Source organism: Sinorhizobium sp. 8-89 (assembly GCF_030124325.1).
Classification (GTDB): Bacteria; Pseudomonadota; Alphaproteobacteria; order Rhizobiales; family Rhizobiaceae; genus Sinorhizobium.
In genome coordinates, this window is record NZ_JASKLR010000003.1 from 16,296 (window position 1) to 33,527 (window position 17,232).

Sequence of the window (17,232 nt, forward strand, 5' to 3'; positions counted from 1 at the left end):
CGTAGTGTTCCTGGCGCCTCCTATTGCGCCGACGAGGCGTCGGCCGTGGCTGCCGTCGAGCTCCCACCGGCCGATGCCGTCAATTGCGAAAAAGTCTGCTGCTGGGCGAGCCACGTCTGATAATCGGCCTCGGTGTCGACCACCACCGTGCCGCGCATCTGCGGATGGCCGACGCCACAGAGCTCGGCACAGAGGATCTCGAATGTGCCCGTCCGCGTCGGCGTGAACCAGAAATAGGTGACCATGCCGGGCACCATGTCCATTTTGGCGCGGAATTCCGGCACATAGAAATCATGCAAGACGTCGACCGAGCGCAGAAGGACCTTGACAGGTTTGCCGATCGGCAGGTGCAACTCGCCGCCTTCTATAATGAGGTCGTCAAGAGTGGCCGCGTCGTTGCGGTTGAGGCCGAGGGAGTTCTCGGGCGCAACGTCCCGGGTTTCCGATGTTCCGAGCTTTCCGTCCGCGCCCGGCAGCCGGAAGCTCCACAACCACTGCTGGCCGACCACTTCGACTTCCGTGGCCTCCGCCGGGACGGTGACAAACTGGTTCCAGACGAACAGGCCGGGCGCCAGCATTGCGATGACGCCAACCGTCGTGCTCATTGCAAGCCAGCCTTCAAGCCGCTTGTTTTCGGGTTCGTAAGCGGCCTGATTGCCCGGGCGATGGCGGAAGCGCAGAACGCAATAGGCCATGAACAGGACGACCGCGACGAAGACGAAGCCAGTGATCCAGAAGGTTATGATCAGGGTATTGTCTATGTAATTCCAGTTGGAGGCGATTGGTGTCCACCACCAGGGACTCAACAAATGGAACAACACTGATCCGGCGGCCAACAACACCAGAATCACCACCACGGCCATTTCTTGTCCCTCCTCGCCGTGATCGGCTGTGGGCATGAATACGCAATCCGCAGAGTTCCGATCACGATTATTGCACGAACGGAAAATAGTCGCAAATCGCCAGAAAGGGTTGTTATCAGGCTCCCTTTCGCGCGTGAGTTTGGCTATTGAGAATGTTGTTTGAGGTAGGCAATCACGTTGGAGATATCGGCCTCTTCCTTCAGGCCGGGAAAGACCATTTTGGTTCCTTTCACCTTTGCCTTCGGATTCTGGAGGTATTCACGCAGCGTCGCGTCGTCCCAGACCAGGCCGCCCTTGCCGGCCTCGACCATAGCCGGTGAATAGCGGAAATTGGGATGCGTGCCGGCTGTCCTGCCCATGACATGGTTGAGTGATGGGCCGACTTTGTTGGTGTCTTTGTCGACGACGTGACAGACCGAGCATTTCTTGAAGACGACCGCGCCGGCCTCCGCGTCACCCTCCTGGGCGAGGGCCGTCACGGGACAGAGTGAGAGTGCCGAAAAGGAGAGGGCAACAACAGAAATTCGCATGACACTTCCTCAATTTCGCCGGGCGCGGGGCAAGGAGGACTATCGTCAATTCGTCGTATTGGCGGTGCTTGCTTCTCTCAATGGTGGCGCGCCGAGGGCGGTTGATACTTGCGACAAGAACAAAACTAAGGCTCGCTTGGCAGAAGTCAATTGCCATGTCGGGGCGCGTCCAGCGGTGCGAAGGCCCGGGAGATGCGATCCCTGACGGTTTCCGCGGCGGCGCGCCCGGTCAGATGCGGTTTCCCGCCGCGTCGAAGAAATGCAGGTAGTGTGCGGGAAAGCGGACCGGGATCGTGCCGGAGGTCGTCAGAAACGACCGGTCATTGGTGAAGGCCTTGAAGCTTGTCCGGCCGAGCGACAGGTGCAGGATGATGCCGAAGCCGGTGGGCTCGACGAGTTCCACGGTCGCGAGCAGGCTGTCCGGCCCGTGACCCGCGAGCACGACGTGCTCCGGACGGATGCCGAGCGTCGCCTTGGCATGGTCCGCGGCCGAGGCGGACGCATCGAGCGGAATGCTGACGCCGCTCTCCATCTCGAAGCTCGGCCTTTCTCCGGCACGGTATGTGCCCTCGAAGAAGTTCATGCCGGGAGAACCGATGAAGCCTGCAACGAAGAGATTGGCGGGTCGGTCGTAGAGTTCGAGCGGGCTTCCCACCTGCTGGACCACGCCGGCATTCATGGCGACGATGCGGTCGGCCAGCGTCATCGCCTCGATCTGGTCGTGCGTCACGTAGATCGACGTGGCGCCGAGGTCCTTGTGCAGTTTCTTGATCTCGGCGCGCATCTGTTCGCGCAGGCGAGCGTCGAGGTTGGAGAGCGGCTCGTCAAAGAGAAACGCTTTCGGCTGCCGCACGATCGCACGCCCCATGGCGACGCGCTGGCGCTGGCCGCCGGAGAGCGCACGCGGGCGGCGCTCCAGCAGGGGTTCGAGACCGAGCTTGGCGGCGGCGCCGGAAACGACGGTCGTGATCCTGTCCTTGGCCGTTTTACGAAGGCGCAGGCTGTAGCTCATGTTCTTCTCCACCGACATATGCGGGTAGAGCGCATAGGACTGGAACACCATCGCGATGTCGCGGTCCTTCGGCGCCAGTTCGTTGACCCGCTTGCCGGCAATCCGGATCTCGCCGGCCGTCACGCTTTCAAGCCCCGCGATCATGCGCAGGAGGGTGGACTTGCCGCAGCCGGACGGGCCGACGAGGACGACGAACTCACCGTCGCGGATCTTCAGATCCACGTCGTGCAGCACCGGGTGGATGCCGTAGGATTTCTGGATATTGGCGATATCGATGGAAGCCATGGTAATCAGCCTTTGACCGCGCCGGCCGTGAGGCCCTGGACGAGATAGCGTTGAATGAGCAGGAAGAAGAGGCACGCGGGGACCAATGCCAGCACGCCGGCCGCCATCATCTGCCCGAAATCGACCGAAAACTTCGACACGAAGGACAAGAGCCCCACCGGGAAGGTCGCCTGCTCGTTGCCCGAGATCAGCATCAGCGAGAACAGCAGTTCGCTCCACGCGGCGGTGAAGACGAAGCCGAGGGTGGCGGCGATGCCTGGCAGCGTCAGCGGCAGGATGATCTGGCGGAAGGCGACGAATTGCGTGGCGCCGTCGATCATCGCCGCTTCCTCCAGATCCTTCGGAATGCCATCGAAGAAGGACTGCATCAGGAAGGTGGCAAAGGGTACGTTGAAAGCAGTGTAGACGATGACGAGGCCGGTGAGGCTGTTGGTCAGCCCCATCGGTGACAGGATCTTGAAGATCGGCGCGACCAGCATCACCAGCGGGAACATCTGGGTAAGCAGCATCAAGGTCACCAGCCAGTACTTGCCGCGGAAACGGAAGCGCGAGAGCGCATAGCCGGAGAGCGAGGCAAGGATCGTCACGATGACCGCGGTCGAGCCCGAGACGATCAGGCTGTTGCGGAAGAAGACCGGAAAGGCGCTGTGCCTGAGCACGAAGTCGAAATGCTCGAAACTGGCGCGCGACGGCCAGAGGCGAACGCCCTCGGTATAGAGCAGATCGTTCGGCGTGACCGCGACCTTGAGCAGCCAGAACAAGGGGAAGAGCGCAAAGGCGATGTAGGCGAGGATCGCCAGACGGTGCGCAATGGTGAGGAAGGCTGATTTGGTGCGCATCGGTTTCAATCCTTGCTGAGCAGCCACTGTCTCAGGATGACGATCAGCAGCGAATAGGCGAGCAGCAGTGCGAGCAGCACCAGCGCGATTGCCGAGGCATAACCGAAATCGAGCCGCTTGAAGGCCTGGGTGAAGATGTAGCTGGCGACGATCTGCGTCCGGTCGGCCGGCCCGCCATTGGTCATGACGATGATGAGGTCGGCGAAGTTCGAGATCCAGACCGTGCGCAGAAGAATGGTGATCGCGATCGTCGGAGCGAGGAAGGGAAGGGTGATCGAAAGGAAGCGCTGAACCGGTCCTGCCCCGTCGATGCTGGCGGCCTCGTAAAGATCGCGCGGAATCGCCTGCAGCGCGGCGAGCAGGGTGATGGCGAAGAAGGGGATACCCCACCAGATATTGGCGACGATCGGTCCCCACATCGCGAGCTGCGGATCGGACAGGATATTGGTCGGCTGGCTCATGAACCCGAGCCCGTAGAGCCAATGCGGCAGCGGACCGACGACGGGGTTGAAGAGCCAGGCCCAGTTGAGACCGGCGAGGAAGCTCGGAACGGCCCAAGGCAGGAAGACGAGCGCCTGGGCGAGCGCGCGGCCGTGAAAGGGTTTGTCGAGCAGAAGGGCGAGGGTCAGCCCGAAAGTGAACTGCAGCAGCACGGAAGCGCCGGTCCACCAGAGCGTGTTGCTGAGCGCGCGGAAAAACGCCTGGTCCTGCGACAGCGCCCTGAAATGATCGAGCCCGACGAAGGCGCCGGAGAAGGGGTTGAGCAACTGGATGTCGCGGAAGGCATAGGAGACGCCGAGCACGAGCGGCACGAGCATGACCGCTACGATCAGGATCAGCGCCGGCGCGCTGTAAAGATAGGGCGCGGACGCGTCGGCGATGCGCTTCATCAGCGGCGGACGAATTGCGGGCAGGCCGTCATGGCGTGCAGCATAGGCCATCGATCGTATTTTCCCCTTTTTGACCGCCGTTATCGATCGGCGTGCCTTCTTGTCGTTACGGCGGTCGACCGGCGGCGGCGCGAGCCGCCGCCGGTGCCGGTTTACTTCTTGTTCGCCAGGTACTTCTGCTGCGCCTTGGTCAGGTAGTCGGCCCACTGGTTGGCGAGCTCTTCCGGCGTGATGTCGCCAAGCAGCGCTTCCTGGGTCGTCTTGATCGCCAGCGAATCCTTGAAGAAGGCGAATTCTTCCAGGTAGGTCGGCATGACGGTCAGCACGACATCCTTGTCGGCGAGTTCATCGAACCAGCCCTTGAATTGCGGGCTCGCGTAGAAGGGGTCCTTCTCGGCCGACTTGTGAACCGGCAGCGCGCCAGTGCGCTTGTTCCACTCGATATTGCCTTCCGGACCTTCGAGCGTCTCGATGAGCTTCCAGGACAGATCCTTGTTCTGGCTTGCGGAAAGCATCGACCAGCCGGCAAAGCCGATCGTGGTGAACGCCTTGCCGCTCGGACCCTTCGGCATCGTGGTGACGCCGAAATCCTCCGGCTTCATGCGCTGGGCAATGGCGATCAGCGCATCCGGATCCTGGTCGAGGAAGGCGCAGGTGCCGCTATAGAAGCCGGCGACGATTTCGTTGAAGCCCCAGTTGACGCTGTCCTTCGGCGCGAGCCCCTTCTTGTAGAGATCGATGACCCACGTCAGGCCCTTCACCCAGCCCTCGCTGTTCATCGTCGACGTGCCGTCTTCGTTGAAGAACTTGTTGTCGCCGGCCATGGTCGCGCCGAACATCACCCAGCCGTTGAGGCCACCCGGACCACCGCGCAGGCAGTAGCCGGATTTGCCCGGCAGCTTGGAAACTGCTTCGGATGCTTTGACGAAGTCGTCCATCGTCTTCGGTGGCTCGGCAACGCCCGCTTCGGAAAGCAGCTTCTTGTTGTAGAACATCGCCCTGAGATAGAAGCCGTAGGGCAGCATGTAGGCGGTGTCGTTGACGTCGCGGCCGAGTTCGAGCGCACGCTCGGTCAGGCCGGAGGTGTGCTCCCACTTTGCGAGATAGGGCTCGAGGCTTTCGAGCATGCCGTTATTGGCATAGAGCGAGAGCCAGGTGTCAGGCATTTCCATGACGTCCGGGACTTCTCCCGCCGAGACCATCGTCGCGAACTTCTGGAAGGCTTCGCCCCAAGGCAGCGAAATGATCTCGACGGTGGTGCCGGGGTTTGCGGCCTCGAACTTGGCGACGATCGATTTCAGGGTTTCCGTGCGCTCGGGGCTGGTGATGACCTCGACGAGCTTCAGCTTGGTGTCGGCGAGCGCGCTGCCGGCCATTAGCGTCGCAAGCAGCGTGGCGGTGATCAGTTTCCTCATTTCAGTTCCCCTTTTTCTTGGGTGGTTGATCGCTTCTCTGAGAACGGGATGCGGGCGGAAGACCGCTTGCACTTTCCCCATCCCGCTCGTCGTCAGCCTGACGAAGCGGCGGCAATCGCCGCTTCGAGATCGCTCCAGAGGGCCTCCGTTCCCTCCAGGCCAACATGGAGCCGTACCGACCGCGGAGAAATGCCGAAGGCGGCCGCGGAATTGGGCTGGGCTTTCTGCGCCAGAACGACTTCGCCCGGCACGATGAGGCTTTCGTGACCGCCCCAGGAAACGCCGAGCTTGAACAATTGAAGATGATCGGCAAAGCGGCGCACGTCGATGCCCTCGCTGAAGATGAACGAGAACAGGCCGGACGTGCCGGAAAGACCCGGCGGCAGATGATTGGCGAGGCCGGGATGGCAAACCGTTTCGACTAGCGGATGGCTTTGCAGGCGCTGCGCAACAGTGAGTGCCGAGCGTTCATGCGCCTTCATCCGAATCGGCAGCGTCCGAAGCCCGCGGATCAGGAGCCAGGCGTCAAAAGGCGAAAGCTTGCCGCCGAGATAGGGGTAGGCTTCGGAGCGAATGCGGCCGATCAGTTCCTTCGAGCCGGCAACGACGCCGGCGACGACATCGCTGTGGCCGCCGAGATACTTCGAGGCCGAATGTATGACGAGGTCGACGCCGAGCGCGATCGGCTGCTGGAACACCGGGCTCGCCCAACTGTTGTCGATCACGGTGACAATGCCCTCGGCCTTGGCGAGGGCGGCCAGGGCGGCAACGTCGTGAGTATCCATGACCCAACTCGTCGGGCTTTCCATATAGAAAAGCTTGGCACCGGGCAGAGCCTTCGCCACCGCCTCCTCGTCACGCCCGTCGACATAGGTGACTTCGACGCGCATGCGCTTCAGATGCGTGCCGAACAGCCGGAAGGCGTCGGGATAAACATGCTTCACGGCGACGATGCGGTCGCCCGGCTCGACGAAAGAAAGAACGGTGGAGGAAATCGCCGACATGCCGCTGGCAAAGCCGATTGCATCCTCGGCACCTTCGAGTTTCGCCAGCATCTCCTCGAACATCCTGACCGTCGGGTTTAGGCCGCGTGTATAAATCGGCCGCACCCGCTCGCCCCGGTAGGAAGCGACCATGTCGTCATAGTCCTTGAAGGTGAAGAGCGACGTCTGGACGATCGGCGGCACGACCGCATCGAAGGCATTGCCTTCGTCATGCGCGACGATGAGGGAAGCTGCATCGAATGGATCGAGGCCGTTGCTCATTTGGACATTTCCTTGATGTCTTCCTCGACGATCGCGAGGATTTTCAGTGTTTCCAGGCGCGCTGCGTCAGAGTCCTGCGCCGCGATTGCGTTGAAGAGCGTGCGGTGGAACGGGAAGGAGCGCCGCGCGAAATCCGGCCGGTCGAAAGGCTTCTCCCAGAAGCGCTCGAAGCCCTCGCGCATCTGTTCGAGGAGCTGGCGGAAGAGCGGATTGTGGGTGGCGTCGTAGATCGCCAGGTGGAAGGCCAGGTCTTCCGGACCGGACGTGCCCTTGGCGAGATGCACGCGTTCCATCTCATCAAGTTTTGTCTCGATGTTGATGAGATCCACATCGGTGCGGCGGCGCGCGGCCACCATGCCGGCCTCGACCTCGATCCCACGCCGCACCTCGAGCGTCTGCAGAAGCGCGTCGCGAAGGTGCTGGGTGTCGAGCGTCAGCGGCATGTGGATCGTCGCGCCGGAAATGGTGCGCAGAAGATAGGTGCCGCTGCCCTTGCGCGCTTCAACAACGCCGAGCGCCTGGAAATGGCTGAGGACCTCGCGGACCGTGGAACGCCCGACGGCAAGCGCCGCCATCAGCTCGCGCTCGGCCGGCAGTCGATCGCCCTGCTTCAAGCCGGAATGCTGAATGTAGTCGGCAAGAGCGGCAATGACCTGCTGCACCCGATCGACCGGGGGCAGGGGCAGGAGCGTCGCCTTGTCTTGTTGAGGCATCCGGTTCTCCCCATGACGCCAAATTGGTCTGACATCTGAGCAATATGCCGCCGGCGAGTTGGGCGGTCAAGCGGCAAGCCCGGTTTTCTCGGCTGATACTGCGGGACTTGAGTTCTGGATCGCCGGATCACACGGCCATCCCCGGTGGGCCCGGAAGGAAGCGGGTGCCACCGAAAAGCCAGCAGGCGGTATCCAGCCCCGAGCTTGAATGCAAAGGACGCCGGCGCGTTGCGCCGGCGTCCTGCAAGTTACGGAAAGGCGCGTCAGACCTTGGCGACATAAACTTCGCGCGGCAGCGAGGAGAGAACCTCCGGCCCGTCGGCGCGCAGGATCACGATATCCTCGAGCCGGATCCCGAAACGGCCAGGCAGGTAGATGCCAGGCTCGATCGAAAATACCATGCCTTCCTCAAGGATCGTTTCCGAAGTCGCGGTGATGTGGGGCGGCTCGTGACCGTCGATGCCCATGCCGTGGCCTGTGCGATGCACGAAATATTCGCCATAGCCGGCATCCGTAATCACCTTGCGGGCGGCCGCATCGACCTCCTTCGCCTGCACACCCGGGCGGGCTGCCTTCATCGCCGCCTGCACGGCCTTCTCGACGATCGTGTGGATCTGGCCATAGCCCTCCGGCGGGCGGCCTACGACCGCCATGCGCGTAATGTCGCTCGGGAAACCCTGTTTGCGGCCGCCGATGTCGATCACCACGACGTCGCCTTCTTCTATAACGCGGTCGCTCGCCGAGTGGTGCGGAAAGGCGCCATTGCCGCCGGCACCCACGATCCAGAAGGCCGGTGCCGCGCCTTCGGAGGAAAAGTGGGCTCGGATCTCGGCGGCGAGTTCCTTCTCGGTCATGCCGGGACGGACCTTCGAGAACGCGGCCTGCATCGCCCGGTCGGCGATCGCCGCGTTCATCTTCAGGAGTTCGTATTCACCGCGATCCTTGCGCATGCGCAGTGCACCAAGCGTGCCCAGCGTAAAATCGCGCGCTGTGTCCGGCGGCAGATTGTCGAGAAGCAGCAGCGCAAAATCGGCGCGCATCGTCTCATCGAGAACGACGCGGCCGGGCTCTCCGGCGCCGAGGCCGGAGAGCGCCGTCCTGAGCGCCTGAACGGGACCTTCCGCGTCCGACCAACTGTAGAAGTCGATGTCGGTGTGTTCGCGCGTGCCCTCGGCATTGAGCGCCGGCATCAGAAAGGCTTCGCTTTCGGGCGCGATCAGAAGCAGGCAGGGGCGTTCGTCCGGGTGCGGATGGAAGCCGAGAATCCAGTCCATATGCGATCCAGGTGCGATCGCGATCAGTCCTGTGCCGGTTTCCGTCATTCGTGCGCGCAATGCGGCAAGCCGCGTCTTCGTCTGCTCGTTCATGGGATTCTGTCCTGTGTTGGTGGAAAATGCTGCATGTGAGGCGGGCGTCAGCGTGACTCGTGTTTCTTCACTGTTCGGCGGCGATCTGCCGCGCGCGTCACCGCCAGGCTGTCGTCCGGGTCGCCGGAAGGCACGCCATCGCCGAAGACATCCATGGTGCAGGTGTGCAGGATGGTCGCCGGCGCGTTCGTGTGGTTCCAGGTCGCGTGGGTACGCGTGGAGGGGAAATGGGCTGAATCGCCGGCCTCCAGTACGACCCGCTCGCCGTCGATCTCCAGCGTCAGCGATCCCTCGAGGATGAAGTAGATTTCCTCGCCCTCATGCGACATCGGCTCGCTCCGGCGCCCAGGTGGTTCATGAATGATCGTGCTCCGAAGGATGTTGCCGGGAAAGGCCGCGGAGAGGCGTTCGTAGGAGACGTTGCCGTCGCCTTTGCCGAGCGCATAGACCGGGCGATGTGCGCGGCGGGTGACGGGCGAGGCGACCTTCGGCGGCGAGAAGAAGGTGCCGACTTCGACGTTCAACGTGCGGCAGACCGCGATCAGCGATGTCAAGGAGGGCACGGTGATGCCGCGCTCGATCTGGGAGATGAAGCCAACGGAAAAGCCGGAGCGGTCGGCGACGTTCTGAAGCGTCAGCTTCAGTTCCTTTCGGCGCCGGCGCAGCCGCTCGCCCAGCGGCGGGTCGCCTCCACCGATGTGCGCTTCTGAAGGGTTCTCCGTCTCCAAAGGCTCCTCCGCTTTTTAGTATTTCTTCAAAGCTGGAGCAGTCGCGAACCGCTGTCAATGAGATTTTTTAGATATACTAAAAATCGCCGTCGGATGTACTTGAGCGGGCTTGCCGCTCGGTTGCCTGTCAGTGCGTTGAGATCGGGTTCATCCGGCGAGGCTGAGCAGTTTACCGATCGCTTGCTGGTCAAAGCCGCCGATGCCCTCGCGGATATCGGCGCCGATTGCCTCGGCGACAGCATCCTCGTCCCGGCGTCTCAGCGCGTCGATCGCCTCGCGATGGCGATCGACGACGTAGAGTTTGGTAACGTGCTCCATGGCGATACCGAGAATGGGTCCGAGCTGCAGCCACACACTCTCGATCAGCGGCATGGCGACCTGGTCCGGATTGGCCATGTAGATCTGCCGATGGAATTCCTGGTTGGCGATCAGCGCCGCAGCCTTCTGGCCATCGAGGATTGCGGCCTCGATGGCGTCGTCGATTGCGACGATGCGGTCGATCTGCCGGTCTGAAAGGTGGGCGACAGCGCGGCGCGCGGCGTGGCTTTCAAGGACGATCCGCAGCGAAATAAGCTCCTCGAACCGTGCCGGCGTTATGCGCGGCACAACGATGCGGCGGTTCTCGAGGAAGCGCAAAGCGCCGATCGATGTCAACTGCCGCAGCGCTTCACGCACCGGCGTCGGGCTGCTCTCCAGCGCTTCGGCGAGACCTCGGATCGTGACCGAGGTCCCGGGACGAAAGGCGCCGACCATGATCGCCTGCCTGAGGCGTGCAAAGGCATAGTCATGCGTGGTCATGCCTTCCGGCCGTTCAAACGCCGGCAAAACCGGGGTCTTCAAGACTGTGATTCCTCCTGCCGCGTCGGTTCGGCCAAGCTTGACTTCAAACCGTAAATTATGTCAACTTTCCATAAATGTGATCACAAAACAAGAATTGAGATATGTCTCTAGAGGCGGAAGATCCAAGCGCATTCAAGGTCTGGCTCGAGCAGAACGGCCCGATCGAAAGCATCCAGGCAGTTATCTGCGACCTGAACGGCAGGGCAAGCGCGTGCCGGTCGAACAGGCCTCCAAGGTGCTCGGCGGCGGCATCCGCATGCCGCTCTCGATCGTCGGCGTGGATGTCTGGGGAGAGGACATCATCGGCAGCGAACAGGTTTTCGCGACCGGCGACCGCGACGGAATCTGCGGTGTCACCGGGCGAGGGGCGTTGCCGGTTAATTGGACGTCCCGGCCAAGCGCGCTGGTGCCGCTCTGGCTCTTCGTCGAGGAAGGCAAGCCGTTCCTGGCCGATCCGCGCCAGGCGCTTGCGGCAATCGTCAGGGAATACCGCGAACTGGGCCTGCGTCCGGTCGTGGCGACCGAGATGGAATTCTACCTGATCGATCCGGAGCCCGACAGCGCCGTGCCGCCGATCTCGCCTTACACCGGGAAGCGGCTCGATTCCGACGCGATCCTGTCGATCGACGAGCTCGACGATTTCGGCGAGTTTTTCTCCGACGTCTACAAGGAATGTGCGCGTCAGAACGTGCCGGCCGACGCGGCGATCGCCGAGAACGGCATCGGCCAGTTCGAGATCAACCTGCTCCACACCGACGATCCACTGAAAGCGGCGGACGACGCGATCTTCTTCAAGCGCATCGTCAAGGGGGTTGCCCGCAAACACGGGCTCGCCGCGACCTTCATGGCCAAGCCCTACGGCACGCGATCCGGCAATGGCATGCACGTCCATTTCAGCCTGCTCGACGAGGAAGGCAACAATGTCTTCGACGACGGCAGCGACGAAGGGTCGTCCGTGCTGAAGCATGCGGTCGCGGGACTGTTGCGAGGGATGGCGGAGACGACGCTGCTCTTCGCACCGCACTTCAATTCCTACCGGCGGCTGAGGCCCGACACGCATGCGCCGACCTCGATTTCCTGGGGCTACGAGAACCGTACTTCGGCGATCCGCATTCCGGGCGGCAATCCGGCGGCGCGGCGCATCGAGCACCGCGTGGCCGGTGCCGACGCCAATCCCTACCTCGTCATCGCCGCTATCCTTGGCGCAGCACTCGTCGGCATCCGCAACAAATGGAAGCCAGCGGCACCTGTTGAGGGGCGGGCCTATGACGCGGAGAAACTGCCCAAAATTCCTGCCGAGTGGGGGCAGGCGGTCGATGCCTTCGAGGCCGGACCGATTGCCGCCGAGATTTTCGATCCCGTGCTTCGCTCCATGCTGATCGCCTGCAAGCGCCAGGAGATCGCCGGCTTTGCCGAGCAGGTTACGGATTATGAGTTCAGCGCCTATCTGGAAATCGTATGATGGCAAGCGCAACGAAATCCTACGCCGGTGACGGCAGCTATCCGACGAGCTATTACGCCGCCTCCCGCAACATTATCCACACCCCGGTCAAGCTTCAGGGTCGCATAGAGAGCGACATCTGCGTCGTCGGCGCCGGCTATTCGGGCCTGTCGACGGCAATCCACCTCGCGGAAAAAGGCTACAAGGTCACTGTGATCGAAGGCGCGCAGGTGGGGTGGGGTGCCTCGGGTCGCAATGGGGGACAGGTCGTCAACGGCCTCAACGCCAGCCTGTCGACGATCCAGCGCCGCTATGGCGAGGACGCCGCGCGTTTCATCGGCAGCCTGGTGCAGGAGGGCGGGCGGATCATCCGCCGGCTCGTCAGCCAGTACCAGATCGACTGCGACCTGAAGCCCGGCAATATCTATGCCGCCTATACCGCCGCGCATATGAGGGAACTGGAGGCCAAGCAGGCGCTCTGGCGCAAATACGGGATGGACGATCATCAGCTTCTCGACCGCGAGGCGCTCAGGAAGCTCGTCAATTCCGATGCCTATTGCGGCGGCATGCTCGACACGACGGGCGGCCACATGCACCCGCTTAACCTCGTGCTCGGCGAGGCCCGCGCCCTCGAGAGCCTGGGCGGCACGATCTACGAGATGTCTCCAGTGACACGCGTGGACCATGAGGCGGCGCGACCGACGGTCTATACCCGAGAAGGCGAAGTCAGTGCCCGCATCGTCGTGCTCTGCGGCAACGCCTATCTCGGCGATGCCGTGCCGAAGCTTGTCTCGCGCGTCATGCCCGTCTCGACGCAGATGATCACCACGGCGCCGCTCGGCGAGGAACTCGCCCAATCGCTGATCCCGAGCGACATGTGCGTGGAAGACGTCCGCTATATCCTTGACTATTTCAGGCTCTCGGCCGACAAGCGGATGATTTTCGGTGGGGGCACCGTCTATGGCGGCACCGACCCCGCGGATGTCGTCGCCAAGCTCAAGCCCAATCTCGAAAAGGTTTTTCCGCGGCTCAAGGGTGTGAAGATCGACTATGCCTGGAGCGGGAATTTTGCGCTCTCCTTCACGCGCGTGCCGCAGATGGGACGGATCGGCGCCAACACCTATTTTGCCCATGGCTATAGCGGTCATGGCGTCACCGGTTCCCACCTCTTCGGCCGCACGCTCGCCGAGGCGATCGACGGCGACACCGCGCGCTTCGACGTCTTCGAGAAACTGCCGTGGTATCCGTTCCCGGGCGGGCGAATGTTCCGCGCGCAATATTCGACGATCGGTTCCTGGTGGTATTCGCTGAAAGATGCGGTCGGCTGGTGAAATGACTGCCGCTCTTCCGAGGCGATTGGTTGCTGCGGATGACGTCTTTCCCTCCCAAATCGATTCCGCTCGTCCCGATCATGCGCTAGAATTTCTTGGCTGGACCGTCTGACCGGGGCGTCCGTCTGGGCGTGATATCCTGCGTACGGCAACGGTACGCCGAGGGCTGTCCCTAGCCCGAATCTCAACAAATCGAGATCGCGGCAAACGCGACGCATGGACATCCATTTCGGGGCGTTCACGCCCTGACTGCGGGTCAGAGCCATGACGGAACGGGCGCGGTCGATCAGGGAGGTCGGAAATGTTCATACGCTTCGGCTACGAGATCGGCATTCGGTGCACCCAGCCAACGCCCATGATGACCTATCTTTCGGTCGTACCCGAACGGCGTGGAAGTATTGTCCGGGAGCACGGCCCGGTCGCGTCACCGATCCTGGCGATGGAGGAAATTACCGATCCCCACGGCAATGCCTGCCTGCGGATGGTCTTGCCCGAGGGCGAAACCGGGCTCAGCTATGACGCGGTGATGAATGATGACGGCAGGCCGGACGCCTCGGATCCATTGGCGGAAGCCGTGCCGGTGGAAAGGCTTCCGCCCGCCTGGTTGCCCTATCTTTCTGCCAGCCGCTATTGCGAGACGGACCGGCTCGGTGCGCTGGCGTGGAGGCTTTTCGGCGATGTTCCGGCGGGATGGCTGCGCGTCCAGGCGATCTGTGACTATGTCCACGACCGGCTGGTTTTCAGCTACGGCTATGCGCAGGCGATGCGCACGGCACTGGAAGCGCACGAGGATCGCTTGGGCGTGAGCCGCGACTACGCCCATCTCGCCATTGCTTTCTGCCGCTGCATGAACATGCCATCGCGTTTCGTCAACGGCTACATGACCGATGCCGGCGCGCCGGAAAGCCCGGCGCCGATGGATTTCAATGCCTGGTTCGAGGTTTATCTCGGCGATCGCTGGTATACCTTCGATGCCAAGAACAATGCGCGGCGCATCGGCCGCATCCCGGTCGCGCGCGGCCGCGACGCGGCAGACATCCCGTTGATGCAGACTTTCGGCAAACACGAACTCACCGCCTTTACCGTGTGGACCTCGGTCGAAAGCGACGTGTCGCTCACCCGGTCCCACCGCGCGGCCGATGTTTCGCTGCTGACGCCCTGGTTCAGCGAAACCTGGTCGCGACACCTGCAGGAGCGCGACCGCAATCGGCATTGACCGCGGCCATGGCGCGTAAACGGATTTTTCATTTCCCACGCAATCGGCAGAAAATAATATCTATAAACTCAATCGAATACATGGGAGAACATTACTATCGCTGCACGTTTCCTTAAATCCTGGCCGATTTGAGGATAAAACATGCAGCGATTCAACGTGCTACAGCGTCCTTTACGCGTCTGAGAGGACGTCCGGCGCGTAGTGAAGCTGCAAACGCGGAGAGACAAGATGAACGCGACCAGAGCGACTCAGTCCCGCCACGTGATCTACGCTGCACCGCCGGCCCGACGCTCTCCGGTCAATCTGATCCCTCACACCATTGCCTTTGCCGCGGCGTTCAGTTTCGTCTCGGCGCTCATTATCGGTGCGATCTGATACGTCTAGCTTAGCCGCGTGTCCGCGAGCCGTCGGCCGCTTGGCGTCCTCTTGAGCACCTTTCCCTTTCCTGCACATTTGTCGGCACACTGCGAACTCGAGTTCCTTTTCGACGCAGTGGGTGACAGCCTTTCGGTCGCTCGACCGACAGGCTCGGACATGGAAGCCGTCGCGGGCCTCACATAGCGCCCATTCCGCTTTGTATTCCCATCTGCTGTGCAGTGGCCAGTTGTGAAGTAAAGGCGGGATCGTTCCCCTTGCGGTTCGTGCCGCCGACGTCGTAGCTTGCCGTCGGCAAGCGGGAATGCGTGACAAATGCGGCGAATTGCTCCGGAAGACTGGTATGCGGTGAAGCGTCTCGAAGATGACGTGACCGCTATTTCGGAGCCTTGCACCCAGGAACTCTACCGCTGCAACGTCTGGCACGTCCGCGGCCGCGATTGTGACATGCTGGCCGACAGCGTCTTTAGCGGCGACATTCTGTGCGACGGACCGCTGATCGAGAACACTTACCATTCCAATGCGGACGATCTGGCGTCGATGGGCCTGCTGAGAATACCGGCACGCATCGTCCATGGTGGGGCATTTTCCGAGCTTTTCCGGCGAACGCTACCGGGAGCTGATCAAAACCTGGCAGGCCGAGATACAACAAGCACTTTGACGCGAAGGAGGGAGCGAATGCTCGACAGGAGAAAATTCTACATCAACGGCGAATGGATCGACCCCATCGAGCCCAAGGATCTGGAGGTCCTGAACCCGGCGACCGAGCAGCCGATCGCAGTGATTTCCAGGGGCACCGCCGCCGATATCGATCGTGCCGTTGCCGCCGCGAAGAAGGCGTTCGCAAGCTACAGCCAGACCAGCGTCGAGGAGCGTCTGGCGCTGCTCGAAACGCTGCTTTCCATCTACAAGCGTCGCTATAACGAGATGGCCGCGACGATCACGATGGAACTGGGCGCCCCGGCGACGATGGCGCGCGAACAACAGGCCGATGTAGGGGTCGGTCACCTGCAGGGCTTCATCGACGCGCTGAAACGCTTGAAGACGCGTGACCGGCTTCCGAACGGCGATGTCATGCTGCGCGAGCCGATCGGCGTCTGCGGCCTGATCACGCCCTGGAACTGGCCGATCAACCAGGTTGCTCTCAAGGTCGTGCCGGCGCTTGCGACCGGCTGCACCTGTGTGCTGAAGCCAAGCGAGTTCACGCCGCTCAACGCCATGCTCTATGCGGAGATGATTGACGAGGCGGGCTTCCCGGCGGGTGTCTTCAATCTCGTCAACGGCGACGGGGTCAATGCCGGTGCCGCACTCTCGAAGCACAAGGACATCGACATGATGTCGTTTACCGGTTCGACCAGGGCTGGTATCGCCGTCAGCAAGGATGCGGCCGAGACGGTCAAGCGCGTCACGCTGGAACTCGGCGGCAAGTCGCCGAACATCGTTTTTGCCGACGCCGATCTCGAGGATCGCGTCACCGGCAGTATTCTCGAATGCTTCAACAATTCCGGCCAGTCCTGCGACGCGCCGACGCGCATGCTGGTGGAGCGCAGCGTCTACGACAAGGTGGTGGAGATTGCGAGACGCGTCGGCGCCGAGGCGAAGGTCGGCGACCCGACAAAGGAGGGCTCGCACATCGGCCCGCTCGTCAGCCACGTCCAATACGGCCGCGTCCAGGCGCTGATCGAGGCGGGTATTGCCGAGGGCGCCAAACTGCTCGTCGGCGGGGTGGGCAAGCCGGAAGGATTTGAGACGGGCTATTTCGTCAAGCCGACGATCTTTGCCGACGTCGACAACACCATGCGCATCGCCCGCGAAGAGGTGTTCGGTCCGGTGCTTGCGATCATTCCCTTCGATACGGAAGAGGAAGCGATCCGAATCGCCAACGACACCAACTACGGGCTTGCAGCCTATGTTCAAACGGGGGATCGGAAACGGGCCGAACGCGTCGCCGCAAGGCTGCGTGCAGGCATGGTGCATATCAATGGCGGTCCGCACCGATACGGCAGCCCCTTCGGCGGCTACAAGCAGTCGGGCAACGGTCGCGAAGGCGGCATGTTCGGGCTTGAGGATTTCCTGGAAGTAAAGACCGTCCACGTTCCGGACGCGGCATGATCCGCGCCAG

The 17,232-nt window shown here is 62.2% G+C and carries 15 protein-coding genes and 1 pseudogene; 5 read left to right on the forward strand and 11 right to left on the reverse strand.

Features of this window, described 5'->3' with window-relative positions; all coding sequences use genetic code 11:
* Positions 1 to 20 precede the first annotated feature (20 nt).
* The 11 genes from QN219_RS07385 to QN219_RS07435 form a co-directional block, all read right to left on the reverse strand.
* Positions 21 to 863 carry a cytochrome c oxidase subunit II gene (locus tag QN219_RS07385; RefSeq protein ID WP_283999481.1) on the reverse strand — a complete coding sequence of 281 codons (843 nt, stop codon included), beginning with the start codon at positions 861 to 863 and terminating at the stop codon, positions 21 to 23.
* Positions 864 to 1,006: 143 nt separating this feature from the next.
* The gene (locus tag QN219_RS07390; protein WP_283998949.1) at positions 1,007 to 1,393 is read right to left on the reverse strand and encodes a cytochrome c family protein; all 387 of its coding nucleotides are present in this window, start codon (positions 1,391 to 1,393) and stop codon (positions 1,007 to 1,009) included.
* 229 nt (positions 1,394 to 1,622) lie between these two features.
* Positions 1,623 to 2,690, reverse strand: coding sequence for a sn-glycerol-3-phosphate ABC transporter ATP-binding protein UgpC (locus tag QN219_RS07395; protein ID WP_283998950.1), 1,068 nt, complete (start codon positions 2,688 to 2,690; stop codon positions 1,623 to 1,625).
* A 5-nt stretch (positions 2,691 to 2,695) separates the two neighbouring features.
* Entirely contained in the window at positions 2,696 to 3,529 is an 834-nt protein-coding gene (locus tag QN219_RS07400) for a carbohydrate ABC transporter permease (protein ID WP_283998951.1), read from the reverse strand.
* A gap of 5 nt (positions 3,530 to 3,534) precedes the next feature.
* Positions 3,535 to 4,470, reverse strand: coding sequence for a sugar ABC transporter permease (locus tag QN219_RS07405; protein WP_283998952.1), 936 nt, complete (start codon positions 4,468 to 4,470; stop codon positions 3,535 to 3,537).
* Between the two features lie 101 nt (positions 4,471 to 4,571).
* Complete coding sequence (locus QN219_RS07410; RefSeq protein ID WP_283998953.1) at positions 4,572 to 5,834, reverse strand: sugar ABC transporter substrate-binding protein; 1,263 nt, start codon at positions 5,832 to 5,834, stop codon at positions 4,572 to 4,574.
* 92 nt (positions 5,835 to 5,926) lie between these two features.
* A complete protein-coding gene (locus QN219_RS07415; RefSeq protein WP_283998954.1) occupies positions 5,927 to 7,099 on the reverse strand; it encodes a PLP-dependent transferase in 1,173 nt (390 codons plus the stop codon).
* Positions 7,096 to 7,812, reverse strand: a complete 717-nt coding sequence (locus tag QN219_RS07420; RefSeq protein ID WP_283998955.1) for a FadR/GntR family transcriptional regulator — start codon at positions 7,810 to 7,812, stop codon at positions 7,096 to 7,098. Before QN219_RS07420 ends, QN219_RS07415 begins: the two co-directional genes overlap by 4 nt.
* A 263-nt stretch (positions 7,813 to 8,075) precedes the next feature.
* Positions 8,076 to 9,179 carry an aminopeptidase P family protein gene (locus QN219_RS07425; RefSeq protein ID WP_283998956.1) on the reverse strand — a complete coding sequence of 368 codons (1,104 nt, stop codon included), beginning with the start codon at positions 9,177 to 9,179 and terminating at the stop codon, positions 8,076 to 8,078.
* A 47-nt stretch (positions 9,180 to 9,226) separates the two neighbouring features.
* Positions 9,227 to 9,907: a helix-turn-helix domain-containing protein gene (locus QN219_RS07430; protein WP_283998957.1), complete on the reverse strand. Its 681-nt coding sequence runs from the start codon at positions 9,905 to 9,907 to the stop codon at positions 9,227 to 9,229.
* Positions 9,908 to 10,054: 147 nt separating this feature from the next.
* The gene (locus QN219_RS07435; RefSeq protein ID WP_283998958.1) at positions 10,055 to 10,747 is read right to left on the reverse strand and encodes a GntR family transcriptional regulator; all 693 of its coding nucleotides are present in this window, start codon (positions 10,745 to 10,747) and stop codon (positions 10,055 to 10,057) included.
* Between the two features lie 101 nt (positions 10,748 to 10,848).
* On the opposite strand from QN219_RS07435, the pseudogene QN219_RS07440 reads away from it, so the two are divergent.
* The 5 genes and pseudogenes from QN219_RS07440 (at position 10,849) to QN219_RS07460 (ending at position 17,222) form a co-directional block, all read left to right on the forward strand.
* Positions 10,849 to 12,209, forward strand: a pseudogene (locus QN219_RS07440) (glutamine synthetase family protein).
* Positions 12,206 to 13,519, forward strand: coding sequence for an FAD-binding oxidoreductase (locus QN219_RS07445; RefSeq protein ID WP_283998959.1), 1,314 nt, complete (start codon positions 12,206 to 12,208; stop codon positions 13,517 to 13,519). The pseudogene QN219_RS07440 and the gene QN219_RS07445 overlap by 4 nt, the downstream one beginning before the upstream one ends.
* Positions 13,520 to 13,820: 301 nt before the next feature.
* Positions 13,821 to 14,735 (forward strand): transglutaminase family protein, encoded by a 915-nt coding sequence (locus tag QN219_RS07450; RefSeq protein ID WP_283998960.1) that lies wholly within the window; start codon positions 13,821 to 13,823, stop codon positions 14,733 to 14,735.
* Positions 14,736 to 14,963: 228 nt separating this feature from the next.
* Positions 14,964 to 15,110 (forward strand): hypothetical protein, encoded by a 147-nt coding sequence (locus QN219_RS07455; RefSeq protein ID WP_283998963.1) that lies wholly within the window; start codon positions 14,964 to 14,966, stop codon positions 15,108 to 15,110.
* A 678-nt stretch (positions 15,111 to 15,788) separates the two neighbouring features.
* On the forward strand, positions 15,789 to 17,222 hold the full coding sequence (locus QN219_RS07460) for an aldehyde dehydrogenase family protein (RefSeq protein WP_283999482.1): 1,434 nt from the start codon (positions 15,789 to 15,791) through the stop codon (positions 17,220 to 17,222).
* Positions 17,223 to 17,232: the final 10 nt, after the last annotated feature.